Source organism: Cellulomonas sp., assembly GCF_017744555.1.
In the GTDB taxonomy this organism is placed as follows: domain Bacteria; phylum Actinomycetota; class Actinomycetes; order Actinomycetales; family Cellulomonadaceae; genus Cellulomonas.
Map to the genome: position 1 here is coordinate 46771 of NZ_JAGIBD010000003.1, position 25227 is coordinate 71997.

The window sequence follows — 25227 nt, forward strand, 5'->3', positions numbered from 1 at the left end:
GACTGTCCCGACGCACCCAGGAGAGACGTTCCGATGAGCAGGATCCTGTTCACCCTCAGCCCCATCACCGGCCACGTGCGACCCGCGCTGCCGCTGGTCCGCCGCCTCGTCGACGACGGCCACGACGTCGTCGTCTACACGGGCTCCAAGTTCCGCGACGCCGTCGTCGCGGCGGGCGCGAAGGCGGCGCCGATCGTCGAGGGCCGTGACCTCGACGACGCCGAGATCGACGCCTGGTCCGCCGCGCACGGTGCGCCCGCGCCCGGCGTGAAGCGGCTCCAGTGGGACGTGCTGCACCACTTCGTCGGCACGGTCCCCGGGTTCCTCGCGGACCTGGACGCGCTCGTGGACGACGAGCGGCCCGACGTGATCGTCATGGACAACGGGTTCGTCGCGGGCGCGGTCACGGCGCAGCGGCACGGCATCCCGTCCGTGCTGATCTCGGTGTCGCCGCTCGCGATCTCGAGCAAGGACACGGCCCCGTTCGGCCTCGGCCTGCAGCCCCCGCGCACCGGCTGGCAGGGCCTGCGGTACGCGGTGCTCGAGCTCGTCGTGCAGAAGGTGCTGTTCCGCGAGTCGCAACGCGCCGCGGAGCAGCTCGTGCGCGACGCGGGACTGCCCGTTCCCGACGGGTTCTTCATGGACTGGATCCACACGCTCGCCACCCGGGTGCTGCACCCGTCGGTCCCGTCGTTCGAGTACCCGCGCAGCGACCTGCCGGAGAACGTCGAGCTCGTGGGACCGCTGCTGCCCGCGGGCGTCGACCTGTTCGTGCCGCCCGCGTGGTGGGGCGACGTGCTCGCCGCCAAGGCCGCCGGTACGCCCGTCGTGCTCGTCACGCAGGGCACGATCGCGACCGATCCCGAGCGGCTGCTCTGGCCCGCGATCGAGGCGCTCGCGGACGAGGACGTGCTCGTCGTCGCGACGACGGCGACGGCCGAGCCCGAGGACGTGCTGCCCGAGCGGCCGCCGGCGAACCTGCGGGCGGCGCGGTTCGTGCCGTTCGACAGGCTGCTCCCGCTCGTCGACGTCATGGTGACCAACGGCGGGTTCGGGGGCGTGCAGCAGGCGCTCGCGGCGGGCGTGCCACTCGTCGTCGCCGGTCGCACCGAGGACAAGGCCGAGGTCGGCGCTCGGGTCGTGTGGGCGGGGGTCGGGGTCGCGCTGCCGACCGACCGGGTCACGGACGTCACGACGTCGGAGGCGGTGCGCGCCGGCGTCCGGGAGGTGCTCGGGCAGCCGTCGTACGCGGGCGTGGCCCGGATGCTCGCGGAGGAGTACGCCCGCTACGACGGCGTCGCGCGGACCGTCGAGGTGATCGAGGAGGTCGTCGGGGCGGCCGAGTCGGCGCGTCCCGACGAGGAGCGCGCCGAGGCCGCCTGACGCGGTGCCGACGGGGGTCTTCGTGCCGCGGAGGCCCCCATCGGCGGCTTTGGCGGGAGGTCCGCGCGGTGGCGTAGCATCGAGGGTCGCCTGTGCGCGCCCGAGCCGGTTGCGCGCAGCGCCCAGAGCGTGCCATCAGCCGGAAGTCGCCGGCGCCGGCCCCCAGCCAGTTGGAGAGCATCGAAGTGAAGAGCGCCGTCGAGACCGTCGAGCCCACCAAGGTCAAGCTGACCGTCGAGGTGACGTACGACGAGCTCAAGCCGAGCATCGAGCACGCCTACCAGCACATCGCCGAGCAGGTGACGGTGCCCGGCTTCCGCAAGGGCAAGGTGCCTCCGCGCATCATCGACCAGCGCGTGGGTCGTCCTGCCGTCATCGAGCACGCGGTCAACGAGGGCCTGTCCGGCTTCTACGCCGAGGCCGTCCGCGAGAACAAGCTGCGCCCGCTCGGCCAGCCCGAGGTCGAGGTCACCAAGGTCCCCGGGCTCGTCCCCGGCGAGGACGAGGGCGAGCTGCACTTCACCGCCGAGGTCGAGGTCCGCCCCGAGATCACGGTCCCCGCGCTCGACGGCGTGAAGATCACGGTCGACGACCTGGAGGTCTCCGACGAGGACGTGCAGGGCCGCCTGGACGCGCTGCGCGAGCGCTTCGGCACGCTCGTGGGCGTGGACCGCCCGGCCGCCGAGGGCGACTTCGTGGTGCTCGACCTCGTCGCCGCGATCGACGGCGAGCAGGTCGACTCCGTCTCCGGCGTGAGCTACCAGATCGGCGCCGGCAACATGCTCGAGGGTCTCGACGAGGCGCTCACCGGCCTGTCGGGCGGCGAGTCGACGACGTTCGAGACGGCCCTCGCGGGCGGCGAGCACGCCGGCGAGACCGCCCAGGTCACCGTCTCGGCGACCACCGTCAAGGAGCGTCAGCTGCCCGACGCGGACGACGACTTCGCGCAGCTCGCCAGCGAGTTCGACACGCTCGAGGAGCTCACGGCGGACCTGCGCGAGCAGGCCGGCCGCATCAAGGCCTCGAACCAGGCCGTGCAGGCGCGCGACCTCCTGCTCGAGCAGCTCCTCGCCGGCACCGAGATCCCGGTGCCGTCCGGCGTCGTCGAGGCCGAGGTCCACCGTCACCTCGAGGGCGAGGGCCGGCTCGAGGACGACGAGCACCGCGCCGAGGTCGGCGAGCAGGCCACGACGGCCCTGCGCAACCAGATCCTGCTCGACACGCTCGCCGAGCAGCTCGAGATCAAGATCAGCCAGCAGGAGCTGCTCGACTACCTCGTGAGCGCGTCGCGGCAGTACGGCATGGACCCGAACACGTTCATCCAGACCGTCGACCAGCAGGGCCAGATCCCCGCGATGGTGGCCGAGGTCGCCCGCTCGAAGGCGCTCGCCGTCGCCCTGCGCCAGGTCGCCGTCACCGACAGCAAGGGCGAGGCCGTCGACCTGTCCGAGTTCATCGGCTCGGACGAGGAGGACGCCGCCGAGGAGGCCGCCGACGCCGCCGAGCAGCAGTCGGCCCCCGTCAAGGGCTCCGACGCGGCGACCGCGATCCCGGCGGTCTGACGCACCACCCGCACGTGACGAGGGCCCCGCACCGCGACCGGTGCGGGGCCCTCGTCGTCCGTGCTGCGCCGACAGCGAAAACCGCCGGTGGCGCGCCATGGACGGGTGCGCCCGGGCGTTAGTGTCACTGCAGCGCGCGGCGGGGGGACACCCCCGGTGGAGCGCGGCAGGACCAGCAGCGGACGTCAGACGAAGGAGCCTTCGTGAACGAGCAGATGCCGGCGATCGCCCGGGCGGACTCCCCGGGCTTCGGCCTCAACGACCACATCTACAACCGACTGCTGCGCGAGCGGATCATCTGGCTGGGCTCCGAGGTCCGCGACGAGAACTCGAACGCCATCTGCGCGCAGATGATGCTGCTCGCGGCCGAGGACCCCGACAAGGACATCTGGCTGTACATCAACTCGCCGGGCGGCTCGATCACCGCGGGCATGGCGATCTACGACACGATGCAGTACATCCAGCCGGACGTCGCGACGATCGCGATGGGCATGGCGGCCTCCATGGGCCAGTTCCTGCTGTCGTCGGGCGCGAAGGGCAAGCGGTACGCCCTGCCGCACGCTCGCGTGATGATGCACCAGCCCTCGGGCGGCATCGGCGGCACGGCCACCGACGTGCGGATCAACGCGCAGCTCATCCTCCACATGAAGACCGTGCTGGCGGAGCTGACCGCGGAGCAGACCGGCAAGAGCGTCGACCAGATCAACGCCGACGCGGACCGCGACCGCTGGTTCACGGCGCCCGAGGCGCTCGAGTACGGCTTCGTGGACCACGTCGTGGAGCGCGCCGGGTCGGTCACCGGCGGCGGTGGCACCGCCTGAGCGGCGGCCGCCCCACGTACCGACCCCTCTGAACCCAAGGAGTAACCCGTGAGCATGGAGTCCCAGTTCATGGCCCGGGCGGCCGGCCTCGCCGGTCCCGGTGGCCTCGCCCCGTCGTCGCCGAACGGTCGGTACGTGCTGCCGCAGTTCGAGGAGCGCACCGCCTACGGCTTCAAGCGTCAGGACCCGTACACCAAGCTGTTCGAGGACCGCATCATCTTCCTCGGCGTGCAGGTCGACGACGCGTCGGCGGACGATGTCATGGCCCAGCTGCTCGTGCTCGAGAGCACGGACCCGGACCGCGACATCACGCTGTACATCAATTCGCCCGGCGGCTCGTTCACGGCCCTGACGGCGATCTACGACACGATGCAGTACATCAAGCCGCAGCTCGTCACCGTGTGCCTCGGCCAGGCGGCGTCCGCGGCGGCCGTGCTGCTCGCGGCGGGCTCGCCCGGCAAGCGCCTCGCGCTGCCGAACGCGCGCGTGCTCATCCACCAGCCCGCGATGGAGGGCGGCGGCTACGCCCAGGCGTCGGACATCGAGATCCACGCGAACGAGCTCATCCGGATGCGCGAGTGGCTCGAGGAGACGCTGTCGCACCACACCGGTCGCGACCTCGAGCTCGTCCGTAAGGACATCGAGCGCGACAAGATCCTGACGGCCCAGCAGGCCGCCGAGTACGGGATCGTCGACCAGGTGCTGGCCAGCCGCAAGGGTGTCGTGCCCACGGTGGTGCAGCCCACCTGACGCGGTGCCGCCGCCGGGTCCGCACGGACCCGGCGGCAGCCCTCGTCCGGGCGCGGAGGGTCGCGAATCGCGACACGCCGGGGTCCGGACGGGGGACACGCCGTCGCCACGCGGGTCGGTTCGGCTGACACGGCGGCTGGCGTGGTGTGCAATGGGGGAGACCCACCTCTGAAGGGGGTGGCCGGACGACGCACCGCCCGCCGGGCGGAGGGCGACACAGGAAGGGGACGCGCGTGGCTCGTATCGGGGACGGGGCCGATCTCCTCAAGTGCTCGTTCTGCGGCAAGTCCCAGAAGCAGGTCAAGAAGCTGATCGCGGGCCCCGGCGTCTACATCTGCGACGAGTGCATCGAGCTGTGCAACGAGATCATCGAGGAGGAGCTCGCCGAGGCCACCGAGGTCGGGATGGTCGAGCTGCCGAAGCCGAAGGAGATCTTCGAGTTCCTCGAGCAGTACATCATCGGCCAGGAGTCGGCGAAGCGGGCCCTCGCGGTGTCCGTGTACAACCACTACAAGCGGGTGCAGGCCGGCGAGGCGGGTCGCGCGTCGACCGAGGACCACGTCGAGATCGCGAAGTCGAACATCCTGCTGGTCGGCCCCACGGGCACCGGCAAGACGTACCTCGCGCAGACCCTGGCCCGCATGCTGAACGTCCCCTTCGCGATCGCGGACGCGACGGCCCTCACCGAGGCGGGCTACGTCGGCGAGGACGTCGAGAACATCCTGCTCAAGCTCATCCAGGCCGCCGACTACGACGTCAAGAAGGCCGAGACGGGCATCATCTACATCGACGAGATCGACAAGATCGCCCGCAAGAGCGAGAACCCGTCGATCACGCGTGACGTCTCCGGCGAGGGCGTGCAGCAGGCGCTGCTGAAGATCATCGAGGGCACCACCGCCTCGGTCCCGCCGCAGGGCGGTCGCAAGCACCCGCACCAGGAGTTCATCCAGATCGACACGACGAACGTGCTGTTCATCGTGGCGGGTGCGTTCTCCGGGCTCGACGACATCATCGCGGCCCGTGCCCGCAAGCGCGTCGTCGGCTTCGGCGCCCCGCTGCTGGAGGCGCACGACGAAGGTGACCTGTTCTCCGAGGTGCGTCCCGAGGACCTGCAGAAGTACGGCCTGATCCCCGAGTTCATCGGTCGTCTCCCGGTGGTCGCGGCGGTCGCCCGGCTCGACCAGGACGCGCTCGTGCGGATCCTCACGGAACCGCGCAACGCGCTCGTCAAGCAGTACCAGCGCATGTTCCAGATCGACGGCGTCGAGCTCGAGTTCGACGACGAGGCCGTCGCCGCGATCGCGGACCAGGCGCTGCTGCGGGGGACCGGTGCGCGCGGTCTGCGGGCGATCATGGAGGAAGTCCTCCAGCAGGTCATGTTCGAGGTGCCGAGCCGCGACGACGTCGCCCGGGTCGTCATCACGCGCGACGTCGTGCTCGACAACGTCAACCCGACGCTCGTGCCGCGCGACAACCCGCAGGACAAGCGGACCCCGCGCGAGAAGAGCGCCTGACCGCCGGTCCCCGGACGGTCGGCCGACGCCCGCGACGGTGCGCCTAGGATCACGCACGTGACCGACCTGCCGGCCCCGATCCCCGCCGAGCTCGCGCGCCTGCGCGGCAGCATCGACAACATCGACGCGGCCCTCGTCTACCTGCTCGCGGAGCGGTTCAAGGCGACCCAGCAGGTCGGTGTGCTCAAGGCGTCGCGCGGGCTGCCCGCCTCCGACCCGGGGCGTGAGGCGCAGCAGGTCGCCCGGCTCCGGGACCTGGCGCACCAGGCCGACCTCGACCCCGTGTTCGCCGAGAAGTTCCTCGCGTTCATCGTCGAGGAGGTCATCCGGCACCACGAGGAGATCGCCCAGGACCACGCGGCTCGGGGCTGACCGGCGAGCTGACCGGCGGGCTGACCCGCGTCTGGTCGGCACGGCTGGCGCCCGCTCGTCCGGTGGGCGAGTGTAGGGAGGTCAGCTCCGGCAGGACGCACGAGGGCGGAGCGTGCCTAGCGGTCGCCGGGGACTCCTCGACCCGGAGGGTGCTGCCCATGGATCTTCGTTGGCTCAAGCCGCTGCTCGGACGCCCGGCGCCGTTCACCACCGTGTACCTCGACGCGACGCGCGCCGAGTCGGCCGGTGAGACCGAGACGGCGGACCGGTGGCGTGCGTTGCGGCGGACGCTCGAGCGCGACGGCGCGCCGAGCGGGGTGCTGGACGAGATCGGCGAGCTGGTCGCGACGCCCACCGGCGTGCGCGGACCGCACGGCCGGGTCGTCGTCGCGGACGCGAACGGCGTCGTCGTGGACCGGGTGCTCGCGGAGCCGCCCGCGCAGTCGAGCGCGGTGCACGGACCCGCGCCCGCGCTGCTGCCGGCCGCCCGCGCGGCGGACGAGACGGTCGACCTGCTCGTCGTGCGGGTGGACCGCAACGGTGCGGACCTGGTGCGCACGAGCCACGGCTCCGGGCCGTCCCCGGCGGCGGACGTCGAGCACGTCGAGGGCGGGCACGACGACGTGCACAAGACCCGTGAGGGCGGCCTGGACCGGCGCAGCCAGACGCGCGCGGAGGACTCGTGGCAGCGCAACGCGGAGGTCGTCGCGGCGGCGCTGGACCGCAAGGTCGCGGAGCAGGCGCCCGACGTTCTCGTGCTGACGGGCGACGTGCGGGCGGTCGCGCTCGTCAAGGAGGCCGTGGGGCGGCCGGTCAGCGAGCTGGTCGTCGAGGTGCCCGGCGGGGCGCGCGGCGAGGGCGTGCACCAGGAGGCGTTCGACGCGAAGGTCGCCGAGGTGGTGGCGGAGTTCCGTCGGCGCCGGCGGCAGGCCGTGCTGGACCGGTTCCGTCAGCAGCTCGGGCGCGGCGAGGGTGCGGTGACCGCGCTGGACGACGTCATCGAGGTGCTGCGGCGCGGGCAGGTCGACGAGCTGGTGCTGCACACGTCGGCCCTGACGGCGCTCGGCGAGCGCGAGCTGTGGGTGGGTCCCGAGCCGCTGCAGGTCGCCGTCGACGAGGACGACCTCGCGGCGCTGGGAGTCGGGGGCGACGGGCGTCGCATGGCGGCGGGCGTCGCGCTCCTGCGGGCGGCGCTCGGGCAGGACGCCGGGGTCACGTTCGCGGAGGACGGCACCGTCGAGCTCGTCGACGGGGTGGGCGCGGTGCTGCGGTGGTCGGACGGCTCGACGCCGAGCGAGGCCGTGCCGAGCCAGTCCGCGGACCAGCGGAGGCTGCGGACGGTGGTCTGAGGCTCAGCACTCGGCAGGAGGGTCCGGCGCCGGCGACGGCGCCGGACGCGCATCCGGGCGGGACGGCACGGTGCCGTCGCGTTCAGCCGGTGGTGTGCTCCGAGCGGGTGTCGGTGTAGAGCGCGTCGATCTCCGCGGCGAAGTCCTTGAGCACCAGCGCACGCTTCACCTTGAGGGACGGCGTGAGGTAGCCGTTCGTCTCGGTGAGGTCCTCCGGCAGCACCCGGATCTTGCGGATCGACTCGGCCCGCGAGACGGCCTCGTTGGCCCGGTCCACTGCGCGGTCGAGCGCGGCGAGGACCCGTTCGTCGGTGCCCGCCGCGGCCACGTCCATCGACGGCAGGCCGTGGTTCGCGAGCCAGCCGGGGAGCATCTCGGCGTCGAGCGTGACGAGCGCCCCGATGAACGGGCGCTGGTCGCCCACGACGACGACCTGGCTCACCAGCGGGTGCCCGCGCAGCCGGTCCTCGAGCACCGCGGGGGCGACGTTCTTGCCGCCCGCGGTCACGATGATCTCCTTGGTCCGGCCCGTGATGCGCAGGTAGCTGTCGTCGTCGAGCGTGCCGAGGTCGCCCGTCCTGAACCAGCCGTCGACCAGCGCCGCCTTCGTGGCCTCCTCGTCGTGCCGGTACCCGCGGAACACGTGCGGGCCCTGCACCCAGATCTGACCGTCGTCGTCGACCCGCAGCGCGGTGCCGGGGAACGCGGGACCGACCGAGCCGACCTTCGTCAGACCCGGCCGGTTGACCGCCGTCGGGGCGGTCGTCTCGGTGAGCCCGTAGCCCTCGAGGACGTGCACGCCGATGCCGCGGTAGAAGTGGCCGAGCCGCTCGCCGAGCGGGGCGCCACCGGAGATCGCGAACTCGGCGCGACCGCCGAGCGCGGCACGCAGCCGCCGGTGGACGAGTGCACCCGCGACGCCGTGGCGGGCGCGCAGCGCGGGGCCCGGTCCACGGTCCGTGTCGAGCGCGTGCGAGTAGTCGACCGCCGCCTTGGCCGCCCAGCGGAACAGCCGCAGCTTCGCGCCGCCGCCGGCCTTCTGCTCGGCCGAGTTGTAGACCTTCTCGAACACGCGCGGCACGGCGAGGATGAACGTCGGTTGGAACGCGGCGAGGTCGGGCAGCAGGTTCCTCGTGTCGGGCGTGTGGCCGAGCACCGCGCCCGAGGGGACGCACAGCACCTGGATGAAGCGCGCGAACACGTGCGCGAGCGGCATGAACAGCAGCGTGCGCGAGTGCGGCTGCGCGCACACCTCGCCGAGGCCCTCGATGCCGTTGAGCGTGAGCGCGACGAAGTTGCCGTGCGTGAGCTCGACTCCCTTGGGCCGCCCCGTGGTGCCCGACGTGTAGATGACGGTCGCGAGGTCGTCCATGCCGGCGAGCGCGGAGCGGCGGTCGATCTCGTCGTCCGGGACGTGGGCTCCGTCCGTCGCGAGCGTGTCGAGGCCGCCGCCGTCGATGATCTCGACGTGCGCGAGGCCCGGGAGGTCGTCGCGGACCTGCGTGACGACCGCGGCGTGGGCGGCCGTCTCGACGACCGCGAGCCGCACCCCCGCGTCGGCGCAGATCCAGCGCACCTGCTCGGCCGACGACGTCTCGTACACCGGCACACCCACCGCGCCCGCCGCCCACACCGCGAAGTCGACGAGCGTCCACTCGTAGCGGGTGCGCGACATGATCGCGACGCGGTCACCCGGCTCGATGCCGCGCGCGACGAAGCCCTTGGCCAGGGCCCGGACCTCCGCGACGAACTCCGCGACCGTCACCGCGGTCCACGGCTGGCCCGGCCCGGCGGAGCGCTCGATGAGCACCGACGCCGGGTCGCGCGCGAGACGCTCGGCGAGCAGGCCGGGGATGCTGGACCGCGGGTCCGGGTCCACCGAGCTCTCCGAGCGGAACTCGCGCATCGTCAGACCGCCGCGGCGGGGACGAGCTCGGCGTCGTGCGCGACGACCTGCTCGCCGTCGTCGTCCGCGATCGTCAGCGTGCCCACCACGCGCCCGGCGGCCCGGACGTCGTCGAGTGCGGCGTCCACGCCGGCGCGCAGCGCCGTCGGGACGGCCAGGCGGACCGCGCTGATCTCGGTGCGCATCGAGACCTTGGCCTCCGACTTCACCTTGCGCAGCGCCGCGAGCGCGGCACCGGCGGCGGCGACGACCGACGGGTCGGCGTCGCCCGCGGCGGCCCGCAGGGGAGCGGCGTCGGGCCACGGCGCACGGTGCACCGAGCCCTCGCGCCACCACGACCAGACCTCCTCCGTGGCGAACGGGAGCACCGGCGCGAACAGCCGAAGCAGCACGTCGAGCGCGATGCCGAGAGCGGCCCGGGCGGACGCCGTGTCCGCGCTCACCTCGACCGCGCCGGCGCCGTACGCGCGGTCCTTGACGAGCTCGAGGTAGTCGTCGCAGAACGTCCAGAAGAACGTCTCCGACAGCTCGAGCGCACGTGTGTGGTCGTACTGCTCGAGCGCCGCGGTGGCCTTCTCGACGACGTCGACCAGGCCGGCGAGCATCGCGCGGTCCAGCGGGTTCGTCACGAGCGCCGGGTCGAGCAGCACCGGCTCGTCCGGCGAGCCGAACGAGAGCGCGAACTTCGACGCGTTGAGCACCTTGATCGCGAGCCGGCGGCCGATCTTCATCTGGCCGATCTCGAACGCCGCGTCGGTGCCGAGCCGCGCCGAGGCCGCCCAGTAGCGGACGGCGTCCGAGCCGTGCTCCTCGAGCAGGCCCATCGGTGTGACGACGTTGCCCTTGGACTTCGACATCTTCTTGCGGTCGGGGTCGAGGATCCAGCCGCTGATGGCCGCCTGGGTCCACGGGAGCGAGCCGTGCTCGAGGTGCGACCGCACGACCGTCGAGAAAAGCCAGGTGCGGATGATGTCCTGCCCCTGGGGGCGCAGGTCCATCGGGAACACACGCGCGAACAGGTCAGGGTCGCTGCGCCAGCCGCCGACGATCTGCGGGGTCAGCGAGCTGGTCGCCCACGTGTCCATGATGTCGGGGTCGCCCACGAAGCCGCCCGGCACGCCGCGCTGGTCGGCCGTGTAGCCGGCCGGGACGTCGGACGACGGGTCGATCGGCAGCTGGTCCTCGGACGGCAGGAGCGGCGAGTCGTGGTCGACCTCGCCGTGCTCGTCGAGCGGGTACCAGACCGGGAACGGCACGCCGAAGAAGCGCTGCCGCGACACGAGCCAGTCGCCGTTGAGACCGCGGACCCAGTTCTCGTACCGCACGCGCATGAAGTCGGGCGCGAACCCGAGCTCGGCGCCACGGGCGAGCAGCGCGTCACGCAGCTCCTCGTCGCGACCGCCGTTGCGGATGTACCACTGGCGGCTCGTGACGATCTCGAGAGGCTTGTCGCCCTTCTCGTAGAAGTTCGCCTTGCGCTGCGTCGGCACCGGTTCGCCGTCGAGGTCGCCCGACTCGCGCAGGCCGGCGACGACCGCCTCGCGTGCGGAGAAGGTCGTCTTGCCGGCGAGCTCGCCGAACATGGCACGCCCGGCCTCGGACGCGATCCAGTCCGGGGTGTCCCGGACGATCCTGCCGTCGCGGCCCACCACCGAGCGGGTCGGCAGCTGCAGCTCGCGCCACCACTGCACGTCGGTCAGGTCGCCGAACGTGCAGCACATCGCGATGCCCGCACCCTTGTCCGGCTCGGCGGCCGGGTGCGCGAGGACGGGCAGCTCGACGCCGAACAGCGGCGACGTGACCGTGGTGCCGAACAGGTGCTGGTAGCGCTCGTCGTCGGGGTGCGCGATGAGCGCGACGCACGCAGGGAGCAGCTCGGGACGCGTCGTCTCGATGTAGACCGGGCCCTCACCGGCGGCCGTGCCGGTCCGGTGGAACGCGACGCGGTGGAACGCGCCCGGGTAGTCGCGCGCCTCGAGCTCGGCCTGCGCGACGGCCGTCTGGAACGTCACGTCCCACAGCCCGGGGGCCTCGGCCTGGTACGCCTCGCCGCGTGCGAGGTTGCGCAGGAACGCCTGCTGCGCGACGGCCCGCGACTCGGCGGAGACCGTCTGGTACGTCATGGACCAGTCGACCGAGAGGCCGAGCCGGCGCCACAGGGCCTCGAACTGGCGCTCGTCCTCGACGGTCAGCACCTCGCACAGCTCGACGAAGTTGCGGCGGCTCACGGGGACCTGGTCGCCGGGCTTGACCGTCTTGCCGTCGGTGCCGTTGTGCGGCGGCACGAAGCCCTCGACGTACGGCAGCGACGGGTCGCAGCGCACGCCGTAGTAGTTCTGCACGCGACGCTCGGTGGGCAGGCCGTTGTCGTCCCAGCCCATCGGGTAGAACACCTCACGCCCGCGCATGCGCTGGAAGCGCGCGACGACGTCGGTGTGCGTGTACGAGAACACGTGCCCGACGTGCAGCGACCCGGAGACCGTGGGCGGCGGGGTGTCGATCGAGTACACCTCGTCGCGCGTCTTCGACCGGTCGAACGCGTACAGGCCCTGTGCCGACCACGCGGCGTCCCAGCGCTCCTCGACACCGTCCAGCGAGACGCGGTCCGGTACCTCGCGCGCGCCGGTGGTGCTCGGCGTGGACAGGGCAGGATCCGGGCGCAGGTCGCTCATGGGCACACATCTTCCCAGATCGTGAGGCAGTCCCGGGTGCACCGTCCGACGGGCCGGTCCAGGGCCCGGCGACCCGCCGACCGACGGGGCCCTGGCGACCCGCTCGGCGCCCGGACGTTCACCAGGTCGCCACCCCCGCTGCGGGCCTCGGCCGACTAGCGTTCCAGCATGGCCCGCACGTACGTGGAGCTCGTCGAGGAGGACGGCGTCGTCGGTCCCGACGACGAGCGCCGCCCCGGGCTCGTCGACGTCGTGCGGCGGCACCCGCGACGTGCCGCCGTGACCGCGGCAGCGGTCGTCGTCGTCGCGGCGACCGCGGTCCTGGCGCAGGTCGTCGTCGACGCGCGCGAGCAGGCGTGGCTCGCACGGCTCGCCGACGTGCCCGGCGTGCTGCGACCGGTCGACCTGCCGCTGCGCACGCTCTACGTGGCCGAGGGGGACGCGGCGTCGGCCGTGCAGGGCGGCGTCCGGGCGGGCGACCTGCTCGTCGGCGGCACGTACCGGCCCGTGCAGTCCGCGCCGCACGTCGTCGCCGTCGACAGGCGCACGGGCGAGGTCGCCTGGGACGTCCCGGTCGACCTGCCACCGGCGGCCGACCCCGAGCCGGTCGTGCAGGGCGGCGGCCCGGACCCGTCGGCCAACGCGTGGTGCTCCGAGGTCGGCGGCGCTCCGCCGCGTGTCGCGTGCGTCGTCAGCCGCACGTACGGCTGGCAGATGTCCGAGGAGGGGTACGGGCACGAGCTCGCGACGCGCGGACTCGTGGTGCTCGACGCGACCGACGGCACCGTGCTCTCGCGGCGGGACGAGCCGCTCGGCGCGGGGATCGTCGCCGGTCGCGACGGGTACTGGGTCACGACGGTCGACGACGACCGCGCCGGCGTCGAGGTCGTCGCGCGCGCGTTCGACGGCTCGGAGCGCTGGTCGACGCACGTCGACACGTCGGCGATCCCGGAGCAGCAGACGCCGTACGTCCTGCACGACGAGGAGCGGACCGTGCTCGACGTCGGCACGCAGGCGTGGGTGCTCGGTCCCGACGGGTCCGCGGTCGCCGAGCTGGCGCGTGGCGGCCTGAACGGCGGGATGACGCTGGTGCCCGGCGGCGTGCTCGTCGAGAGCTACACGTCGGAGGGCATGCCGGACGGCGCCGTGATCTGGCGCGACGACGGCACCACGGTCGACCTGGGCGACGACCGGCAGCTCTACCTCACGGTCGACGACGGCAGCCGGCCGGACGCGTTCTTCCTCACGGCCGGCGACACAGGACCGCTCGTCCGGCGCGACTGGTCGGGCAAGGAGCTGTGGCGGGCCGACGTCACCGTCGGGTCGACCGCGGTGCTGCTGGACGGCACGCTCGTCGCCGTGGGCGGCGACCGCCTCGCCGCCGTCGACGCGGACACGGGGGCGGTCCGGTGGCGCACGGACATGCCCCGGCCGGCGGACCAGGTCTTCACCGACGGTCGCGTGCTGCTGGTCCTGAGCGGCCGGGTGGTCCGCGCGTACGGCGTGGACGACGGGACGCTGCAGTGGTCGGCCGCGCTGGTCGAGGACGGCCGCTCGACGGTGCTGGAACGCACCGCGACCGACGCCCCCACCACCGACCCCGGTGCGGTCGGCACGGGCGGGTACGACGAGGGGTGGTGGTTCGTGACCACCGACGGCCACCTCGCGTTCAGCTCCGCGACGGAGCCGAGCGGCATCGTCGTGCTCGGCTGACCGGCCGCCCGAGGAACACGGCCGGCACGCTGCGGGTTAGGGTCGCGGAGGGCCCGCCGCAGGCGACGGCCCCGCAGGGACGACGAAGGGGTGCGACGCGGTGAGCGGTGTGAGTGCGAGCGGGCTGACGGTCGGGTACGCGGCGATGCTCGAGCAGTTCCACCCCACCGAGGCGGTCGCGCTGTCGGTGCACGCCGAGCAGCACGGCTTCTCGGGCGTGATGGCGGCCGACCACTACCAGCCGTGGGTGCCGGCGCAGGGGCAGGCGTCGTTCGTGTGGAACGTGCTGACTGCGCTCGGCGAGCGGACCGTCGGTGACATCGGGCCGGGCGTCACCGCCCCCACGTTCCGCTGGCACCCCGCGATGGTGGCGCAGGCCTCGGCGACGCTCGCGGCGATGTACCCCGGGCGGCACTGGCTGGGCCTGGGTTCCGGCGAGGCGCTCAACGAGCACGTGGTCGCCGGGTACTGGCCGGAGGCGCCCGAGCGCATCAACCGGATGTTCGAGGCGATCGAGCTCATCAAGAAGCTCTTCTCGTCGTCGCTCGCCGGCAAGGACGTCAAGCACGCGGGCCAGTTCTACAAGCTCGAGTCGACCCGGCTGTGGACCATGCCGGAGGTCGCGCCCGAGATCCTCGTGGCGACCGCAGGCCCGGTGACGGCCAAGCGCGCCGGACGGCACGCGGACGGTCTCATCACCGTCGGAGCGCCGCTCGAGAAGATCTCCGGGCTGTTCGGGAAGTTCGACGAGGGCGTGCGCGAGTCCGGCCGGTCGCCCGAGGACCTGCCGAAGGTGCTGCAGCTGCACATGTCGTGGGCCGCCACCGACGAGGAGGCCCTCGCGAACGCGATGCACGAGTGGCCCAACGGCGGCATGAAGTTCCCCAAGGCCGACATCCGGTCCCCGTTCGACTTCGAGCAGATGGCCAAGCTCGTGCGCCCCGAGGACTTCGAGGGCCGCATGGTCATCTCGTCCGACCCCGACGTGCACCGCGCCGAGATCCAGAAGTACGTCGACCTCGGGTTCGACCGGATCTACCTGCACAACGTCGGGCGCAACCAGCGCGAGTGGATCGAGACGTTCGGCGAGCAGGTGCTGCCGAAGCTGGTGCGATGACCGCCGTCGAGCTCCGCGTCTGGGCGCCCAGCGGGCTGCCCGAGGTGGTGCCGGGCGACGACCTCGCCGGGCTGCTGGTGGCGCTGCTGCGCGACGACGCCGGCGCCGACCCCGAGCACGCGCTGCGCGACGGCGACGTGCTGGTCCTCACCAGCAAGGTGGTCTCGAAGGCGGAGGGCCGCGTGGTCGCCGCCGACGACCGCGAGCAGGCGATCACCGACGAGACCGTCCGCGTCGTCGCGACGCGCGAGCACTCGACGGGCGTCACGCGCATCGTCGAGAACCGGCTCGGGCTCGTCATGGCCGCGGCGGGCGTCGACGCGAGCAACACGCCCGAGGGGACCGTGCTGCTGCTGCCGCTCGACCCCGACGGCACCGCCCGGGTGCTTCGCGCGGCCCTGCAGGACGCCTTCGGCGTCCGGCTCGGGCTCGTGCTCACCGACACCGCGGGCCGGCCGTGGCGGCAGGGCGTCACCGACCTCGCGATCGGTGCGGCGGGGGTCGAGGTGCTCGACGACCTGCGCGGCCAGGTCGACTCGTTCGGGCGGCCCCTCGTGATGACGGTCGCGGCCGTCGCGGACGAGATCGCGTCGGCCGCGGAGCTCGTCAAGGGCAAGGCCGCCGGGCGGCCCCTCGCGGTGGTGCGCGGCCTGGCGCACCTCGTCACGGCCGACGACGGGCCCGGCGCGCGGGTGCTGCCGCGGACCGGGGACGACGACATGTTCCACCAGGGCAGCGCCGAGGCGTACGCGCAGGGCTGGAAGGACGCGCTCGAACGGCCCGACGGAGCGCCACGGAGATGAGCGCGGCGCCGGAGCACGCGCGCGGTGGCCGCAGGTCGGCGGCCGGGTGGGTGGTCATGGGCATCGTCGTCCTGTTGGCGGCGTCCGGGGTCGCGGTGTGGTTCGCGCTGCGGCCGGTGGACGGCGGGCCAGCGCCCGTGGTCCCGGGTGCGCCGACCCCGACGCCGACGCCTTCCGCCTCGGGCGACGACCCCTGGGCGGGCTGGTCGCTCGAGCAGCAGGTCGGCCAGGTGTTCATGGTCGGCGTCGACGTCGCCGACCCGCAGCAGGTCAGCACCGACGCGATCGAGCAGGACCACGTCGGCAACCTGTTCCTGCAGAACCGGACGCACGACGGCGTCGCACCGACCCGCACGCTCGTCGACTCGTTCTCGGCGCTCGTCTCGGACGACACGACGCACGGCACGCCGCTCCTCGTCGCGACCGACCAGGAGGGCGGGCAGGTGCAGGTGCTCCATGGTCCTGGCTTCTCGACCATCCCCGCGGCCGTCGACCAGGCGACGCTCGACCCAGCCGGGCTGCGCACGCAGGCGACGACGTGGGGCGGCGAGCTGGCGGCCGCCGGTGTCGACCTCAACCTGGCGCCCGTGATGGACCTCGTCCCGGACCAGGCGACCGCCGGGTCGAACCCGCCCGTCGGCGCCCTGGGACGGAACTACGGCAACACGTCCGAGTCGGTGACGAGCCACGCGAACGCGTTCGCGGACGGGATGCGGGCCGCGGGCGTCGGCGTCGCGATCAAGCACTTCCCGGGGCTCGGCCGGGTCGCGCAGGACACCGACTCGTCCGCGGGCGTGACGGACACCGTGACGACGCGCGACGACCCGTCGGTCGACGTGTTCCGGTCCGGGATCCAGGCGGGCGCGGAGTGCGTCATGGTGTCGACCGCGATCTACAGCCGGATCGACCCGGGGACGCCCGCCGCGTTCTCGACCACGGTCGTCGACGGGATGCTGCGCGGCGACCTCGGCTTCGACGGGCTGGTGATCACCGACGACCTGTCCGGCGCCGAGCAGGTCGCCGGGTGGTCGCCCGGCGACCGGGCGGTGCTCGCGCTCGACGCCGGCGTCGACCTCGTGCTCGTCTCGAAGGACCCGACGGTCGCGCACGCGATGGTTGCCGCGGTGCTCACCCGTGCGCGCTCCGACGCCGGGTTCCGCGCGAAGGTCGAGGCCGCCGCCCAGCACGTGCTCGAGACGAAGGGGCAGTGGCCGCCCCGCTCCTGACGGGCCCGCTCAGGCCGGCGGGGGCGTCGCGGCGACGCCCGCCGACTGCGGCGTGGCACCCGGCTCGCCGGCCGGGATGGGCTCCACGATCACCGCGGTGCCGTATGCGCAGACCTCGGAGAACTGCTGCAGCGAGTCGGTGTCGAACCGCATCGCGACGACCGCGTTCGCGCCGCGCTGCTGCGCCTCCGCGACCATGCGCCGCATGACCTCGTGACGGCTCTCGTACATGATCTTCGTGAACTCGGGGAGCTCACCGCCGCCGATCGCGCGCAGTCCGGCCGTGAACGACTGGCCGATGTTGGTCGCGCGCACCGTCAGACCCATCACCTCGCCCAGCACGGCCTGGATCCGGTAGCCGGGGACCTCGTTCGTCGTCACCACGATCACGCGGCCGATGCTCCCACACCGCCCGTCGGCGCGGTTGCCGGGTCACCCGGGCGGGTGCTCAGGCGCGTGCGGCCTTCGCGGCCGCCTTGGCCGCCTGCTTGGTCGCGCGGACCTCTGCGAGCGACTGCGGGTCCGTGACGTCGGCGATCGACCGGCGCGCGTCCACGTCGCCGTAGGCGCCGGCGGCCTCGCGCCACCCGTCGGGCGTGACGCCGGCCTGCTTGCCGAGCAGCGCCAGGAAGATCCGCGCCTTCTGGTCGCCGAACCCGGGCAGCGCCTTGAGGCGCTTGAGCACCGTCGCGCCGTCCGGGTCGCCGTCGGTCCACAGCCGCGTGACGTCGCCGCCGTAGGTGCCGACGACCTCGGCCGCGACCGCCTGGATGCGGCCCGCCATCGACCCGGGGTAGCGGTGCACCGCCGGCGGGGTGGAGCAGAGCGCCACGAACTCGTCGGGGGCGGCCGCCGCGATGCGTGCCGGGTCGAGGCCGCCCATCCGGTCGGCGATCTTCGCGGGCCCGGCGAACGCGCTCTCCATCGTGACCTGCTGGTCGAGCAGCATGCCGATCAGGAGCGCGAAGGGGTCCTCCGACAGGAGGCGGTCGGCGGCGGGGTCACCCGTGAGCCACAGCGTCATGCGGGTCATCCTCGCGGACCGCGGGTCCGGCGGTCCACGCGGATGGTCCAGGCGGGCCGGGTAGGGTCGCGCCATGCCGACGAGCCGCTGGGTGGTCGTCGTCCCCGTGAAGACGGCAGCGGCGGGCAAGACACGGCTCGCGGGCGTGCTGCCCGAGAGCCACCGGCAGGCGCTCGTGCGGGCCATGGCGCTCGACACCGTCGCGGCCGCGGTGGCGACGCCCGGCGTGGTGCGCGTGCTCGTGGTGACCGCCGACGAGCCGGTCCGACGCGGTCTCCCCGAGGGTGCGGAGGCGGTCGACGAGCCGCTGGCCGCCGCGGTCCGACAGGGGGCGGTCGAGCCCGGCCTCGACGCCGCGGTGCTCGCCGGTGCTGCGCGGGCGGCGGAGATCGAGCCTGTGGCGGGTGTCGCGGTGCTGCTCGGCGACCTGCCGGCGCTGCGGCCGCGCGACCTCGCGGCGGCGCTCGACCGGGCGGCCGGGCACGGCCGCGCGCTCGTCGCGGACGCTCAGGGCACGGGGACGACGCTCCTGACGGCGACGCCCGGCGTCGAGGTCAGGCCGCGGTTCGGTGCCGGGTCGGCGGCGGCGCACGAGGCGGCCGGGCACGTGCGGCTCGACGTGCCGCAGTCGTCGAGCCTGCGGCGCGACGTGGACGTCCCGGTCGACCTCCTGCACGCCGCGCACGACTCCGGTCCACGCACGCGGGCGGTGCTGGGGACGACCGACGCCTGACGCCGTCAGGGGAGCCGGTCGACGAGCGCGAGCGCCGCTGCGGCGATGGCGGCGGTGGCCGGGACGTCCGTCATGAGCGTCGGCGCGGCGCGCACGGTCCAGCCCTCGACCGCCAAGGCCTCGGCGGCAGCGGCGTCCGCGTCGTCGACGAGCCACGCGTCGAGCACCCCGCCGTCGGCACGACGGCCGTAGTGCCGGGCGACGGCGGCGGCGTCGGTGGCGACCCCGATCGCGGTCAGGCACGCGTCGGCCATGCCGCGCACCGGCGCCCCGCCGACCACGGGGCTGACGCCGACCACGGGTGCGGACGTCGACACCAGGGCGTCCCGGATGCCGGGGACCGCGAGGATCGTGCCCACCGAGACGACGGGGTTGGACGGCGGCAGCAGCACCACGTCGGCGTCGCGCAGCGCCTCGACGACACCTGGACCGGCCGTCGCGGACGCCAGTCCGACCTGCTCGAACCCGGCAGCGGGCAGCGCGGCCCGGTGCCGGACCCACCACTCCTCGAAGTGGATCAGGCTCCCGTCGGCGAGGCGCACGTGCGTCTCGACCTCCTGGTCCGACATCGGCAGCAGCCTCACCCCGGGCGCCCACCGTGCGCACAACCGCGCCGTGACCTGCGACAAAGGCAGGCCGGACCGCAGCAGCTCGGTGCGCGCGAGGTGTGTCGCGAGGTCGAGGTCGCCGAGCGTGAACCACTCCCAGCCGAGCCCGTAGGCGGCGAGGTCGTCGGACACGCGACGCGACTCGTCGCGCCGGCCCCAGCCCTGGTCCTCGTGCACGGCGCCGCCGAGCGTGTACATGAGCGTGTCGAGGTCGGGGCACACGCGGACGCCGTGCAGCCACATGTCGTCGCCGGTGTTGGCGATGACGGTGACGTCGGCCGAGGGCCCGAGCAGGGCGAGCAGCCCGCGCGTGAACCGGGCGCCGCCGACGCCTCCGGACAGGACCGTGACCTTCATGCGGACTCGCCTCTCGCGGGTTCGTGGAACGCGATCACGGGACGACCCGTGCGCGGGTGCTCGAGCACGTCGGCCTCGACCCCGTAGACCTCCCGCAGGAGCGCAGGCCGCAGCACGTCGCGCGGGTGGCCGGCCGCGGCGAGCCGCCCGTGCGACAGCACGAGCACGTGCTCGCAGAACGCGGCCGCGAGGTTGAGGTCGTGCAGCGCGGCGACCGTGGTGGTGCCGAGGTCGCGGACGAACGCGAGCAGGCTCAGCTGGGCGCTCACGTCGAGGTGGTTCGTGGGCTCGTCGAGCAGCAGCAGGTCGGGCTCCTGCGCGAGCGCGCGTGCGACGTGCACGCGCTGACGCTCGCCGCCGGACAGCGTCGACCAGGCGCGGTCGGCCAGGTCGGTCGCCTGCGCGGACGCCAGGGCGCGGTCGACGGCGCCGTCGTCCTCGTCGCGGCCCCACAGCGTGCGGTACGGGATGCGTCCGAGCGCCACGACCTCGCGGACGGTGAGCGGGGCGGTGCTCGACGACTCCTGCTCGAGCAGCGCGATGCGCCGGGCGCGGGCGCGGCGGGGCAGCTCGTGCACGGCGGTGCCGTCGTCGACGAGCACGGCTCCCTGCTCGGGGCTGAGCACCCCGGCGACGAGTCGGAGCAGGGTCGTCTTGCCCGCACCGTTCGGGCCGAGCAGGCCGGTGAGGTGCCCGGCGGGCGGGGTCGCGTCGATCCCGTCCACGACCCAGCGGCCGCCCAGCCGGGTCGCCACGCGGTCCAGGGTCAGCTCCACGCGGCCGCCCGACCCCGGCGCAGCAGCACCGCGAACACGGGCACGCCGATGAGCGCGGTGATGATCCCGACGGGCAGCTCGCGGGGGTCGAACAGCGTCCGTGCGAGCGTGTCGGCCCAGACGAGGAACGTCGCGCCGGTCAGCGCCGCGACGGGCAGCAGCCGCCGGTGCGCGGGGCCGGTGAGCACCGAGACGGCGTGCGGGAGCACGAGCCCGACGAACCCGATCGCACCGCTGACGGCGACCAGCGCCCCGGTGAGCAGCGCGACCGCCGTCATGAGCCCCCACCGGGTCCGGTCGACGTCGACGCCGAGGGCAGCCGCGGCCGTGTCCCCGAACGTGAACGCGTCGAGCCGCCGCGCGCTCGCGAGCACCACGGCGCCGACGACGAGCAGCGCCGTACCGGCGATCGCCACGGTCTGCCAGGACGCACCGGCGAGCGAGCCCATGAGCCACGACAGGATCTCGCGGTAGGAGTCGCCGGTCGCCGTCCAGAAGATGACGAACGACGTGCCCGCCGCGCACAGCTGCGACACGGCGAGTCCCGCGAGCACCGTCCGTCCGGGTGTGAGCGAGCCTCCGGTGCGGGCCAGCGCGAGCGTCGCGACCAGGGCCGCGAGCGCCCCCACGAACGCCGCGACGGGCAGCAGCAGGCTCACGCCGACGATGAGCACCGCGACCGCCCCGAGGGAGGCACCCGACGACAGGCCGAGCAGGTACGGGTCGGCGAGCGGGTTGCGCGTGAGCGACTGCATGACCGCCCCGGCGAGCGCGAGGCCCGCGCCGACGGCGGCCGCGGTGAGCACGCGTGGCAGGCGCAGGTCCCAGACGATCGCGTCGTGCAGCACGGGCACGGGTGACACGTCGAGGCCGAGGTGGTGGGCGATGCTGCGGGCCACCTCGGTGACGGCGAGGTCGGCGGGGCCGATCGTCACCGCGACCAGCACGGTCGCCACCAGCACCGCGGCCCCGACGACGACGATCACCGCGAGCGGGGCGCGCCGGCCAGGGGGCACCGGTGCCGCGCTCTCGGACCGTGCGGCGCCCCGCGTCGCGGGGAGGGAGGTCGTCACCCGCCGAGCGCCGCGAGCTGCTCGTCGAGCGACACCACGGCCTCCGCGTTGCGGACCCCGGCCTCGGACGCGGCGAACGGCACCGTGAGGTACCGGTGCTCGCGCACCGCCGTGAGCTGCGACGTCGCCGGGTTCGCCTCGAGCATCTCGATCTTCTTGTCGGCGGTGTTCCACGTCGCGTCGACCAGCACGATGACGTCGGGATCGGCCGCGACGACCTGCTCCCACCCGGTCGACGTCCACGTGTCGTGCACGTCGGCGAACACGTTGGTCAGCCCGGCGGCGTCCATGATCATCTGCGGTGCGCCGATCCCGGCGCCGACGTACGGCTGGTCGCCGCCCGAGCTGTACCAGAGGGCCGTCGTCGGCTCGGCGGGCTGCTGCGCGGACGCGAGCAGGTCGCGCTGCTCGGCGACGAGCGTGTCGGCGCGGTCGACCACACCGAAGATGGACGCGACCTCGTGGATCTCGTCGAACACGTCGTCGAACGTGAGCGGGTCGGGCATGTACTCCTTGGCCTTGCACGCGGCGGGGGAGACGTACGACGCGATGCCACGCTCGGCGAGGGTCGCCCGGTCGCCTGCGCCGTCCGCGGAGAAGTTCGACTCCCAGCCGCCGTAGACGAAGTCCGGCCCGAGGGCGAGCACCGCCTCCTGGCCGGGCACCTTGTCGGACACGACGGGCACCGCGGCGTAGGCGTCGGCGTAGTCGGCAGGCACGGGGCCGTCGGCGAACGCCGTGCCGACCATCCGGTCCTGCAGCCCGAGCGCCAGCAGCATCTCGGTGGCCGTGGACTTGATCGTGACGACCCGCTCGGGCGGTGCGTCGACGGTCACCGACGTGCCGCAGTTGTCGAGCGTGACGGGGGCGAACGTCGCGGACGGAGGTGCGCTGACCGCGGCGGCCTCCGTGGGGGCCTCGTCGGACGTGCAGCCGGCGAGACCCAGGACGGCGACGGCGGCCACGAGCGGCACGACGGGACGGGCGCGGAAGGGCATGCGGGAGCTCCGGGTTGTCGTCGGCGCCCGGTCGGACCGGGCGCGCGGGCGGGACGGCGCGGCGTCGCGCGCGAACGGGGACGGGTGCACGTCGCACCCCGGAGGACCGCCCACGTCAGGGCGGTGCGACCACGGCCACGTCAAGCCGGGTTCCGTCGCACAGCGTAGGTCGCCCGAGCCCGGATCGGAACCGCCGACCAGCCGTGTCAGACCTCGGCGTGGCCCTCGAGGTAGAACACGACGGCGCCGTCGAGATGCACACGGTCGCCGACGAGCGTGCAGGTCAGCGTGCCGCCGCGCGGCGACGCCTGGTACGCCGAGAACGTCGAGCGGCCGGTCCGCTGCGCCCAGTACGGCGTGAGCGTGCAGTGCGCCCCGCCCGTCACCGGGTCCTCGGGGATGCCCTTCGCCGGCGCGAAGTACCGGCTGACGAAGTCGTAGCCCGCGTCGCCCGGCGCCGTGACGACGAGCCCCGACTGGCCGGGCGTGAGGGCGCGGACCGCACCCTGATCCGGCGTCAGGGCCCGGACGACCGCGGCGTCGTCGAGCACGGCCAGCAGGTTGGCCTGGTTCTGCCAGACCTCGACCGGTTCCGCGCCGAGCGCCTCGGCGAAGCCGACCGGGTCCTCGACCCGGTCGCTGCGGTGGGCGGGGAGGTCCATCCGGTAGCCGGTGTCCGTGCGGTCCACGGTCAGCGGGCCGCTCGCCGTGCGGAAGACCACGCTGCGCCGTCCCGGTTCGAGCCGCTCCATGACGACGGCGGCGCTCGCGAGCGTCGCGTGGCCGCAGAGCGGGACCTCGACGGTCGGCGTGAACCACCGCAGGCGGTAGTCGTCGCCGTCGGGCACGAGGAACGCCGTCTCGGACAGGTTGTTCTCCGCGGCGACCGCCCGCATGACGTCGTCGGCGGGGAACGCGTCCATCGGCATCACGGCCGCGGGGTTGCCGGCGAAACGGGTCGTCGTGAAGGCGTCGAGCTGGAACAGGGGAGTGCGCACGGCGTCCACCGTAGGCGCGACGGGGCCCGCTGCGCCGGTCAGGGTGCCGCGGCGACCGCGAGTGCCCGCGCGACGCCCTCGACGTCGTCGGCGAGGACGCCGACCGTGACCCGCACGTGGTGGGGCGCGCCCGCGGGGGCGGGACCGGCGAGGAACGGACCTCCCGGAGCGACCCGGATCCCCGCTGCCGCCAGGCGGACGAGCGCGGTCCGCTCGTCGTGGACCGGCAGCCACAGGTTGATGCCGTCGCCCGGCTCCATGGCGACCCCGTGCCCGGCGAGCGCGAGGACCAGCGCGCGGCGCCGGGCGAAGTACACGCGGCGCGCGTGCGCGACGGTCGCGGTGGCCTCGGCGTCCGTGAGCAGGTCGACGAGCGTGTGCTGGAGCAGGCGGCTCGTCCAGCCGGGCCCGAGCATCCGGCGTTCGACCATCGGGTCGAGCACGACGGCGGGGCCGCCGACCGCGGCGATGCGCAGGTCGGGACCGTGCGACTTGGAGTACGAGCGGACGTGCACGACGGCGTCGGGCAGCCAGGTGCCCAGGCTGACGTCGCGCGTGGAGGCGATCTCGCCGGAGTGGTCGTCCTCCACCACGACGATGCGCCGGGCGGGCCGGACGCGGGCCCCGGACCCGTCGACGAGCGGCGTGCTGTGCCGGCGGACGACCGCAGCGAGGTCGCGCGCCCGGGTGGCGGTGAGGCTCGCACCGGTCGGGTTCTGGGCCCGGGGCTGCAGCACGACCACGTCGGCCCCCGCCGCGAGGGCCGCGTCGAGCCCCACCGGCACCATGCCGTGGCGGTCGACCGGCACAGGGAGCCGGTCGAGGCTCAGGTGGTCGAGCAGGTCGAGCAGCGGAGGGAAGCCGGGATCCTCGACCGCGACGCGGTCGCCAAACCCGGCGACCTGCTCGAGGGCGCGGCTCATCGCGTCGAGAGCTCCGTCGACGACCGTGAGGCGCCCGGGTGCGAACGGCCAGGAGTCGCGGAGCAGCACCTCGAGCTCGGGGACCAACGGGTCGGACACGTAGGTCCCCGTGCGGGCAGCCGGGGAGCGCGCGGCGACGCGGGCCAGCGCGGGGCCGAGCGCAGGCAGCAGCTCGGGGTCCGGTGTGCCGAGGGAGAGGTCCCACCGCGTCGCCGGTGCACCACCGGCCAGGTCGCGGTAGCGGGGCGGGAGCCAGCCGCCGGCCGGGGGCAGGACGAACGTGCCGGCGCGGCCGCGCGAGACGACGACCCCGACGGTCGCGAGCGCCTGGTAGGCGCCGCTGACCGTGGCCGGGCTGACCGCGAGGGCCGCGGCGACGTCCCGCACCGTGGGCAGCCGGTCGCCCGGTCGCAGCTCGCCCGCCCGGACCAGCCGGGCGACGGTCGCGGCGATGCCACGCGGCGTGCGCTCCTCGACGTGGGCGGCCAGGTCCATGCCGCCATCGTGCCTGCTCGCCCGGTCCGTCCGGCTCGTTCCGGACGACGGTCC

22 protein-coding genes are annotated in these 25227 nt (G+C 73.9%); 12 read left to right on the plus strand and 10 right to left on the minus strand.

Going from position 1 to position 25227, the window contains the following annotated elements:
• Window positions 1-33 precede the first annotated feature (33 nt).
• The 7 genes from J7523_RS03745 (at window position 34) to J7523_RS03775 (ending at window position 7751) form a co-directional block, all read left to right on the plus strand.
• Entirely contained in the window at window positions 34-1383 is a 1350-nt protein-coding gene (locus J7523_RS03745; protein ID WP_291882440.1) for a nucleotide disphospho-sugar-binding domain-containing protein, read from the plus strand.
• A 185-nt stretch (window positions 1384-1568) separates the two neighbouring features.
• A complete protein-coding gene (gene tig, locus J7523_RS03750) occupies window positions 1569-2945 on the plus strand; it encodes a trigger factor (RefSeq protein ID WP_291882443.1) in 1377 nt (458 codons plus the stop codon).
• 203 nt (window positions 2946-3148) lie between these two features.
• On the plus strand, window positions 3149-3766 hold the full coding sequence (locus J7523_RS03755; protein ID WP_291882445.1) for an ATP-dependent Clp protease proteolytic subunit: 618 nt from the start codon (window positions 3149-3151) through the stop codon (window positions 3764-3766).
• Window positions 3767-3814: 48 nt separating this feature from the next.
• Window positions 3815-4516: an ATP-dependent Clp protease proteolytic subunit gene (locus tag J7523_RS03760; protein WP_291882447.1), complete on the plus strand. Its 702-nt coding sequence runs from the start codon at window positions 3815-3817 to the stop codon at window positions 4514-4516.
• 233 nt (window positions 4517-4749) lie between these two features.
• Entirely contained in the window at window positions 4750-6030 is a 1281-nt protein-coding gene (gene clpX / locus J7523_RS03765) for an ATP-dependent Clp protease ATP-binding subunit ClpX (protein ID WP_291882450.1), read from the plus strand.
• Window positions 6031-6087: 57 nt separating this feature from the next.
• Entirely contained in the window at window positions 6088-6402 is a 315-nt protein-coding gene (locus J7523_RS03770; RefSeq protein WP_291882451.1) for a chorismate mutase, read from the plus strand.
• Window positions 6403-6560: 158 nt separating this feature from the next.
• Window positions 6561-7751 (plus strand): hypothetical protein, encoded by a 1191-nt coding sequence (locus tag J7523_RS03775; protein ID WP_291882454.1) that lies wholly within the window; start codon window positions 6561-6563, stop codon window positions 7749-7751.
• A gap of 82 nt (window positions 7752-7833) precedes the next feature.
• On the opposite strand, the gene J7523_RS03780 is transcribed toward J7523_RS03775, so the two are convergent.
• Both J7523_RS03780 and valS read right to left on the minus strand, forming a co-directional pair.
• Window positions 7834-9657 (minus strand): AMP-dependent synthetase/ligase, encoded by a 1824-nt coding sequence (locus J7523_RS03780; RefSeq protein WP_291882457.1) that lies wholly within the window; start codon window positions 9655-9657, stop codon window positions 7834-7836.
• Between the two features lie 2 nt (window positions 9658-9659).
• On the minus strand, window positions 9660-12329 hold the full coding sequence (gene valS / locus J7523_RS03785) for a valine--tRNA ligase (RefSeq protein ID WP_291882460.1): 2670 nt from the start codon (window positions 12327-12329) through the stop codon (window positions 9660-9662).
• 168 nt (window positions 12330-12497) lie between these two features.
• Here valS and J7523_RS03790 point away from each other — a divergent pair, with 168 nt between their 5' ends.
• The 4 genes from J7523_RS03790 to J7523_RS03805 all read left to right on the plus strand — a co-directional run bounded on the left by J7523_RS03790 (window position 12498) and on the right by J7523_RS03805 (window position 17188).
• Window positions 12498-14042 carry a PQQ-binding-like beta-propeller repeat protein gene (locus J7523_RS03790; RefSeq protein WP_291882462.1) on the plus strand — a complete coding sequence of 515 codons (1545 nt, stop codon included), beginning with the start codon at window positions 12498-12500 and terminating at the stop codon, window positions 14040-14042.
• Window positions 14043-14142: 100 nt separating this feature from the next.
• A complete protein-coding gene (locus J7523_RS03795; RefSeq protein ID WP_291882464.1) occupies window positions 14143-15159 on the plus strand; it encodes a TIGR03557 family F420-dependent LLM class oxidoreductase in 1017 nt (338 codons plus the stop codon).
• Window positions 15156-15962 (plus strand): coenzyme F420-0:L-glutamate ligase, encoded by an 807-nt coding sequence (locus tag J7523_RS03800; protein WP_291882467.1) that lies wholly within the window; start codon window positions 15156-15158, stop codon window positions 15960-15962. Before J7523_RS03795 ends, J7523_RS03800 begins: the two co-directional genes overlap by 4 nt.
• The gene (locus J7523_RS03805) at window positions 15959-17188 is read left to right on the plus strand and encodes a glycoside hydrolase family 3 N-terminal domain-containing protein (protein WP_291882471.1); all 1230 of its coding nucleotides are present in this window, start codon (window positions 15959-15961) and stop codon (window positions 17186-17188) included. The genes J7523_RS03800 and J7523_RS03805 overlap by 4 nt, the downstream gene beginning before the upstream one ends.
• 9 nt (window positions 17189-17197) lie before the next feature.
• Here the strand turns inward: J7523_RS03805 and J7523_RS03810 are convergent, their stop codons facing one another.
• Together J7523_RS03810 and J7523_RS03815 are read right to left on the minus strand one after the other, a co-directional pair.
• Window positions 17198-17578: a YbjQ family protein gene (locus J7523_RS03810; RefSeq protein ID WP_291882474.1), complete on the minus strand. Its 381-nt coding sequence runs from the start codon at window positions 17576-17578 to the stop codon at window positions 17198-17200.
• Window positions 17579-17636: 58 nt separating this feature from the next.
• A complete protein-coding gene (locus J7523_RS03815; RefSeq protein WP_291882476.1) occupies window positions 17637-18212 on the minus strand; it encodes an HhH-GPD-type base excision DNA repair protein in 576 nt (191 codons plus the stop codon).
• A gap of 73 nt (window positions 18213-18285) precedes the next feature.
• Here J7523_RS03815 and cofC point away from each other — a divergent pair, with 73 nt between their 5' ends.
• Window positions 18286-18945 carry a 2-phospho-L-lactate guanylyltransferase gene (cofC, locus tag J7523_RS03820; RefSeq protein WP_291882479.1) on the plus strand — a complete coding sequence of 220 codons (660 nt, stop codon included), beginning with the start codon at window positions 18286-18288 and terminating at the stop codon, window positions 18943-18945.
• Window positions 18946-18950: 5 nt separating this feature from the next.
• Here cofC and cofD read toward each other — a convergent pair whose 3' ends face one another.
• The 6 genes from cofD to J7523_RS03850 all read right to left on the minus strand — a co-directional run bounded on the left by cofD (window position 18951) and on the right by J7523_RS03850 (window position 25173).
• The gene (cofD, locus tag J7523_RS03825; protein ID WP_291882482.1) at window positions 18951-19910 is read right to left on the minus strand and encodes a 2-phospho-L-lactate transferase; all 960 of its coding nucleotides are present in this window, start codon (window positions 19908-19910) and stop codon (window positions 18951-18953) included.
• Window positions 19907-20686, minus strand: coding sequence for a putative F420-0 ABC transporter ATP-binding protein (locus tag J7523_RS03830; RefSeq protein WP_291882485.1), 780 nt, complete (start codon window positions 20684-20686; stop codon window positions 19907-19909). Before J7523_RS03830 ends, cofD begins: the two co-directional genes overlap by 4 nt.
• Window positions 20677-21702 carry a putative F420-0 ABC transporter permease subunit gene (locus J7523_RS03835; protein ID WP_291882640.1) on the minus strand — a complete coding sequence of 342 codons (1026 nt, stop codon included), beginning with the start codon at window positions 21700-21702 and terminating at the stop codon, window positions 20677-20679. The genes J7523_RS03830 and J7523_RS03835 overlap by 10 nt, the downstream gene beginning before the upstream one ends.
• A 53-nt stretch (window positions 21703-21755) precedes the next feature.
• Complete coding sequence (locus J7523_RS03840; RefSeq protein ID WP_291882488.1) at window positions 21756-22757, minus strand: putative F420-0 ABC transporter substrate-binding protein; 1002 nt, start codon at window positions 22755-22757, stop codon at window positions 21756-21758.
• A gap of 206 nt (window positions 22758-22963) precedes the next feature.
• Window positions 22964-23755 carry a PhzF family phenazine biosynthesis protein gene (locus J7523_RS03845; RefSeq protein WP_291882491.1) on the minus strand — a complete coding sequence of 264 codons (792 nt, stop codon included), beginning with the start codon at window positions 23753-23755 and terminating at the stop codon, window positions 22964-22966.
• 38 nt (window positions 23756-23793) lie between these two features.
• Window positions 23794-25173: an aminotransferase class I/II-fold pyridoxal phosphate-dependent enzyme gene (locus J7523_RS03850; RefSeq protein WP_291882494.1), complete on the minus strand. Its 1380-nt coding sequence runs from the start codon at window positions 25171-25173 to the stop codon at window positions 23794-23796.
• Between the last annotated feature and the right edge of the window lie 54 nt (window positions 25174-25227).

Bases quoted from the DNA above. Each gene is read 5' to 3' on its own strand.
- J7523_RS03745 (WP_291882440.1), top strand. From the start codon at position 34: ATGAGCAGGATCCTGTTCACCCTCAGCCCCATCACCGGCCACGTGCGA.
- J7523_RS03775 (WP_291882454.1), top strand. From the start codon at position 6,561: ATGGATCTTCGTTGGCTCAAGCCGCTGCTCGGACGCCCGGCGCCGTTC.
- J7523_RS03780 (WP_291882457.1), bottom strand. From the start codon at position 9,657: ATGCGCGAGTTCCGCTCGGAGAGCTCGGTGGACCCGGACCCGCGGTCC.
- valS (WP_291882460.1), bottom strand. From the start codon at position 12,329: ATGAGCGACCTGCGCCCGGATCCTGCCCTGTCCACGCCGAGCACCACC.
- J7523_RS03790 (WP_291882462.1), top strand. From the start codon at position 12,498: ATGGCCCGCACGTACGTGGAGCTCGTCGAGGAGGACGGCGTCGTCGGT.
- J7523_RS03800 (WP_291882467.1), top strand. From the start codon at position 15,156: ATGACCGCCGTCGAGCTCCGCGTCTGGGCGCCCAGCGGGCTGCCCGAG.
- J7523_RS03805 (WP_291882471.1), top strand. From the start codon at position 15,959: ATGAGCGCGGCGCCGGAGCACGCGCGCGGTGGCCGCAGGTCGGCGGCC.
- J7523_RS03815 (WP_291882476.1), bottom strand. From the start codon at position 18,212: ATGACGCTGTGGCTCACGGGTGACCCCGCCGCCGACCGCCTCCTGTCG.
- cofC (WP_291882479.1), top strand. From the start codon at position 18,286: ATGCCGACGAGCCGCTGGGTGGTCGTCGTCCCCGTGAAGACGGCAGCG.
- cofD (WP_291882482.1), bottom strand. From the start codon at position 19,910: ATGAAGGTCACGGTCCTGTCCGGAGGCGTCGGCGGCGCCCGGTTCACG.
- J7523_RS03840 (WP_291882488.1), bottom strand. From the start codon at position 22,757: ATGCCCTTCCGCGCCCGTCCCGTCGTGCCGCTCGTGGCCGCCGTCGCC.
- J7523_RS03850 (WP_291882494.1), bottom strand. From the start codon at position 25,173: ATGGACCTGGCCGCCCACGTCGAGGAGCGCACGCCGCGTGGCATCGCC.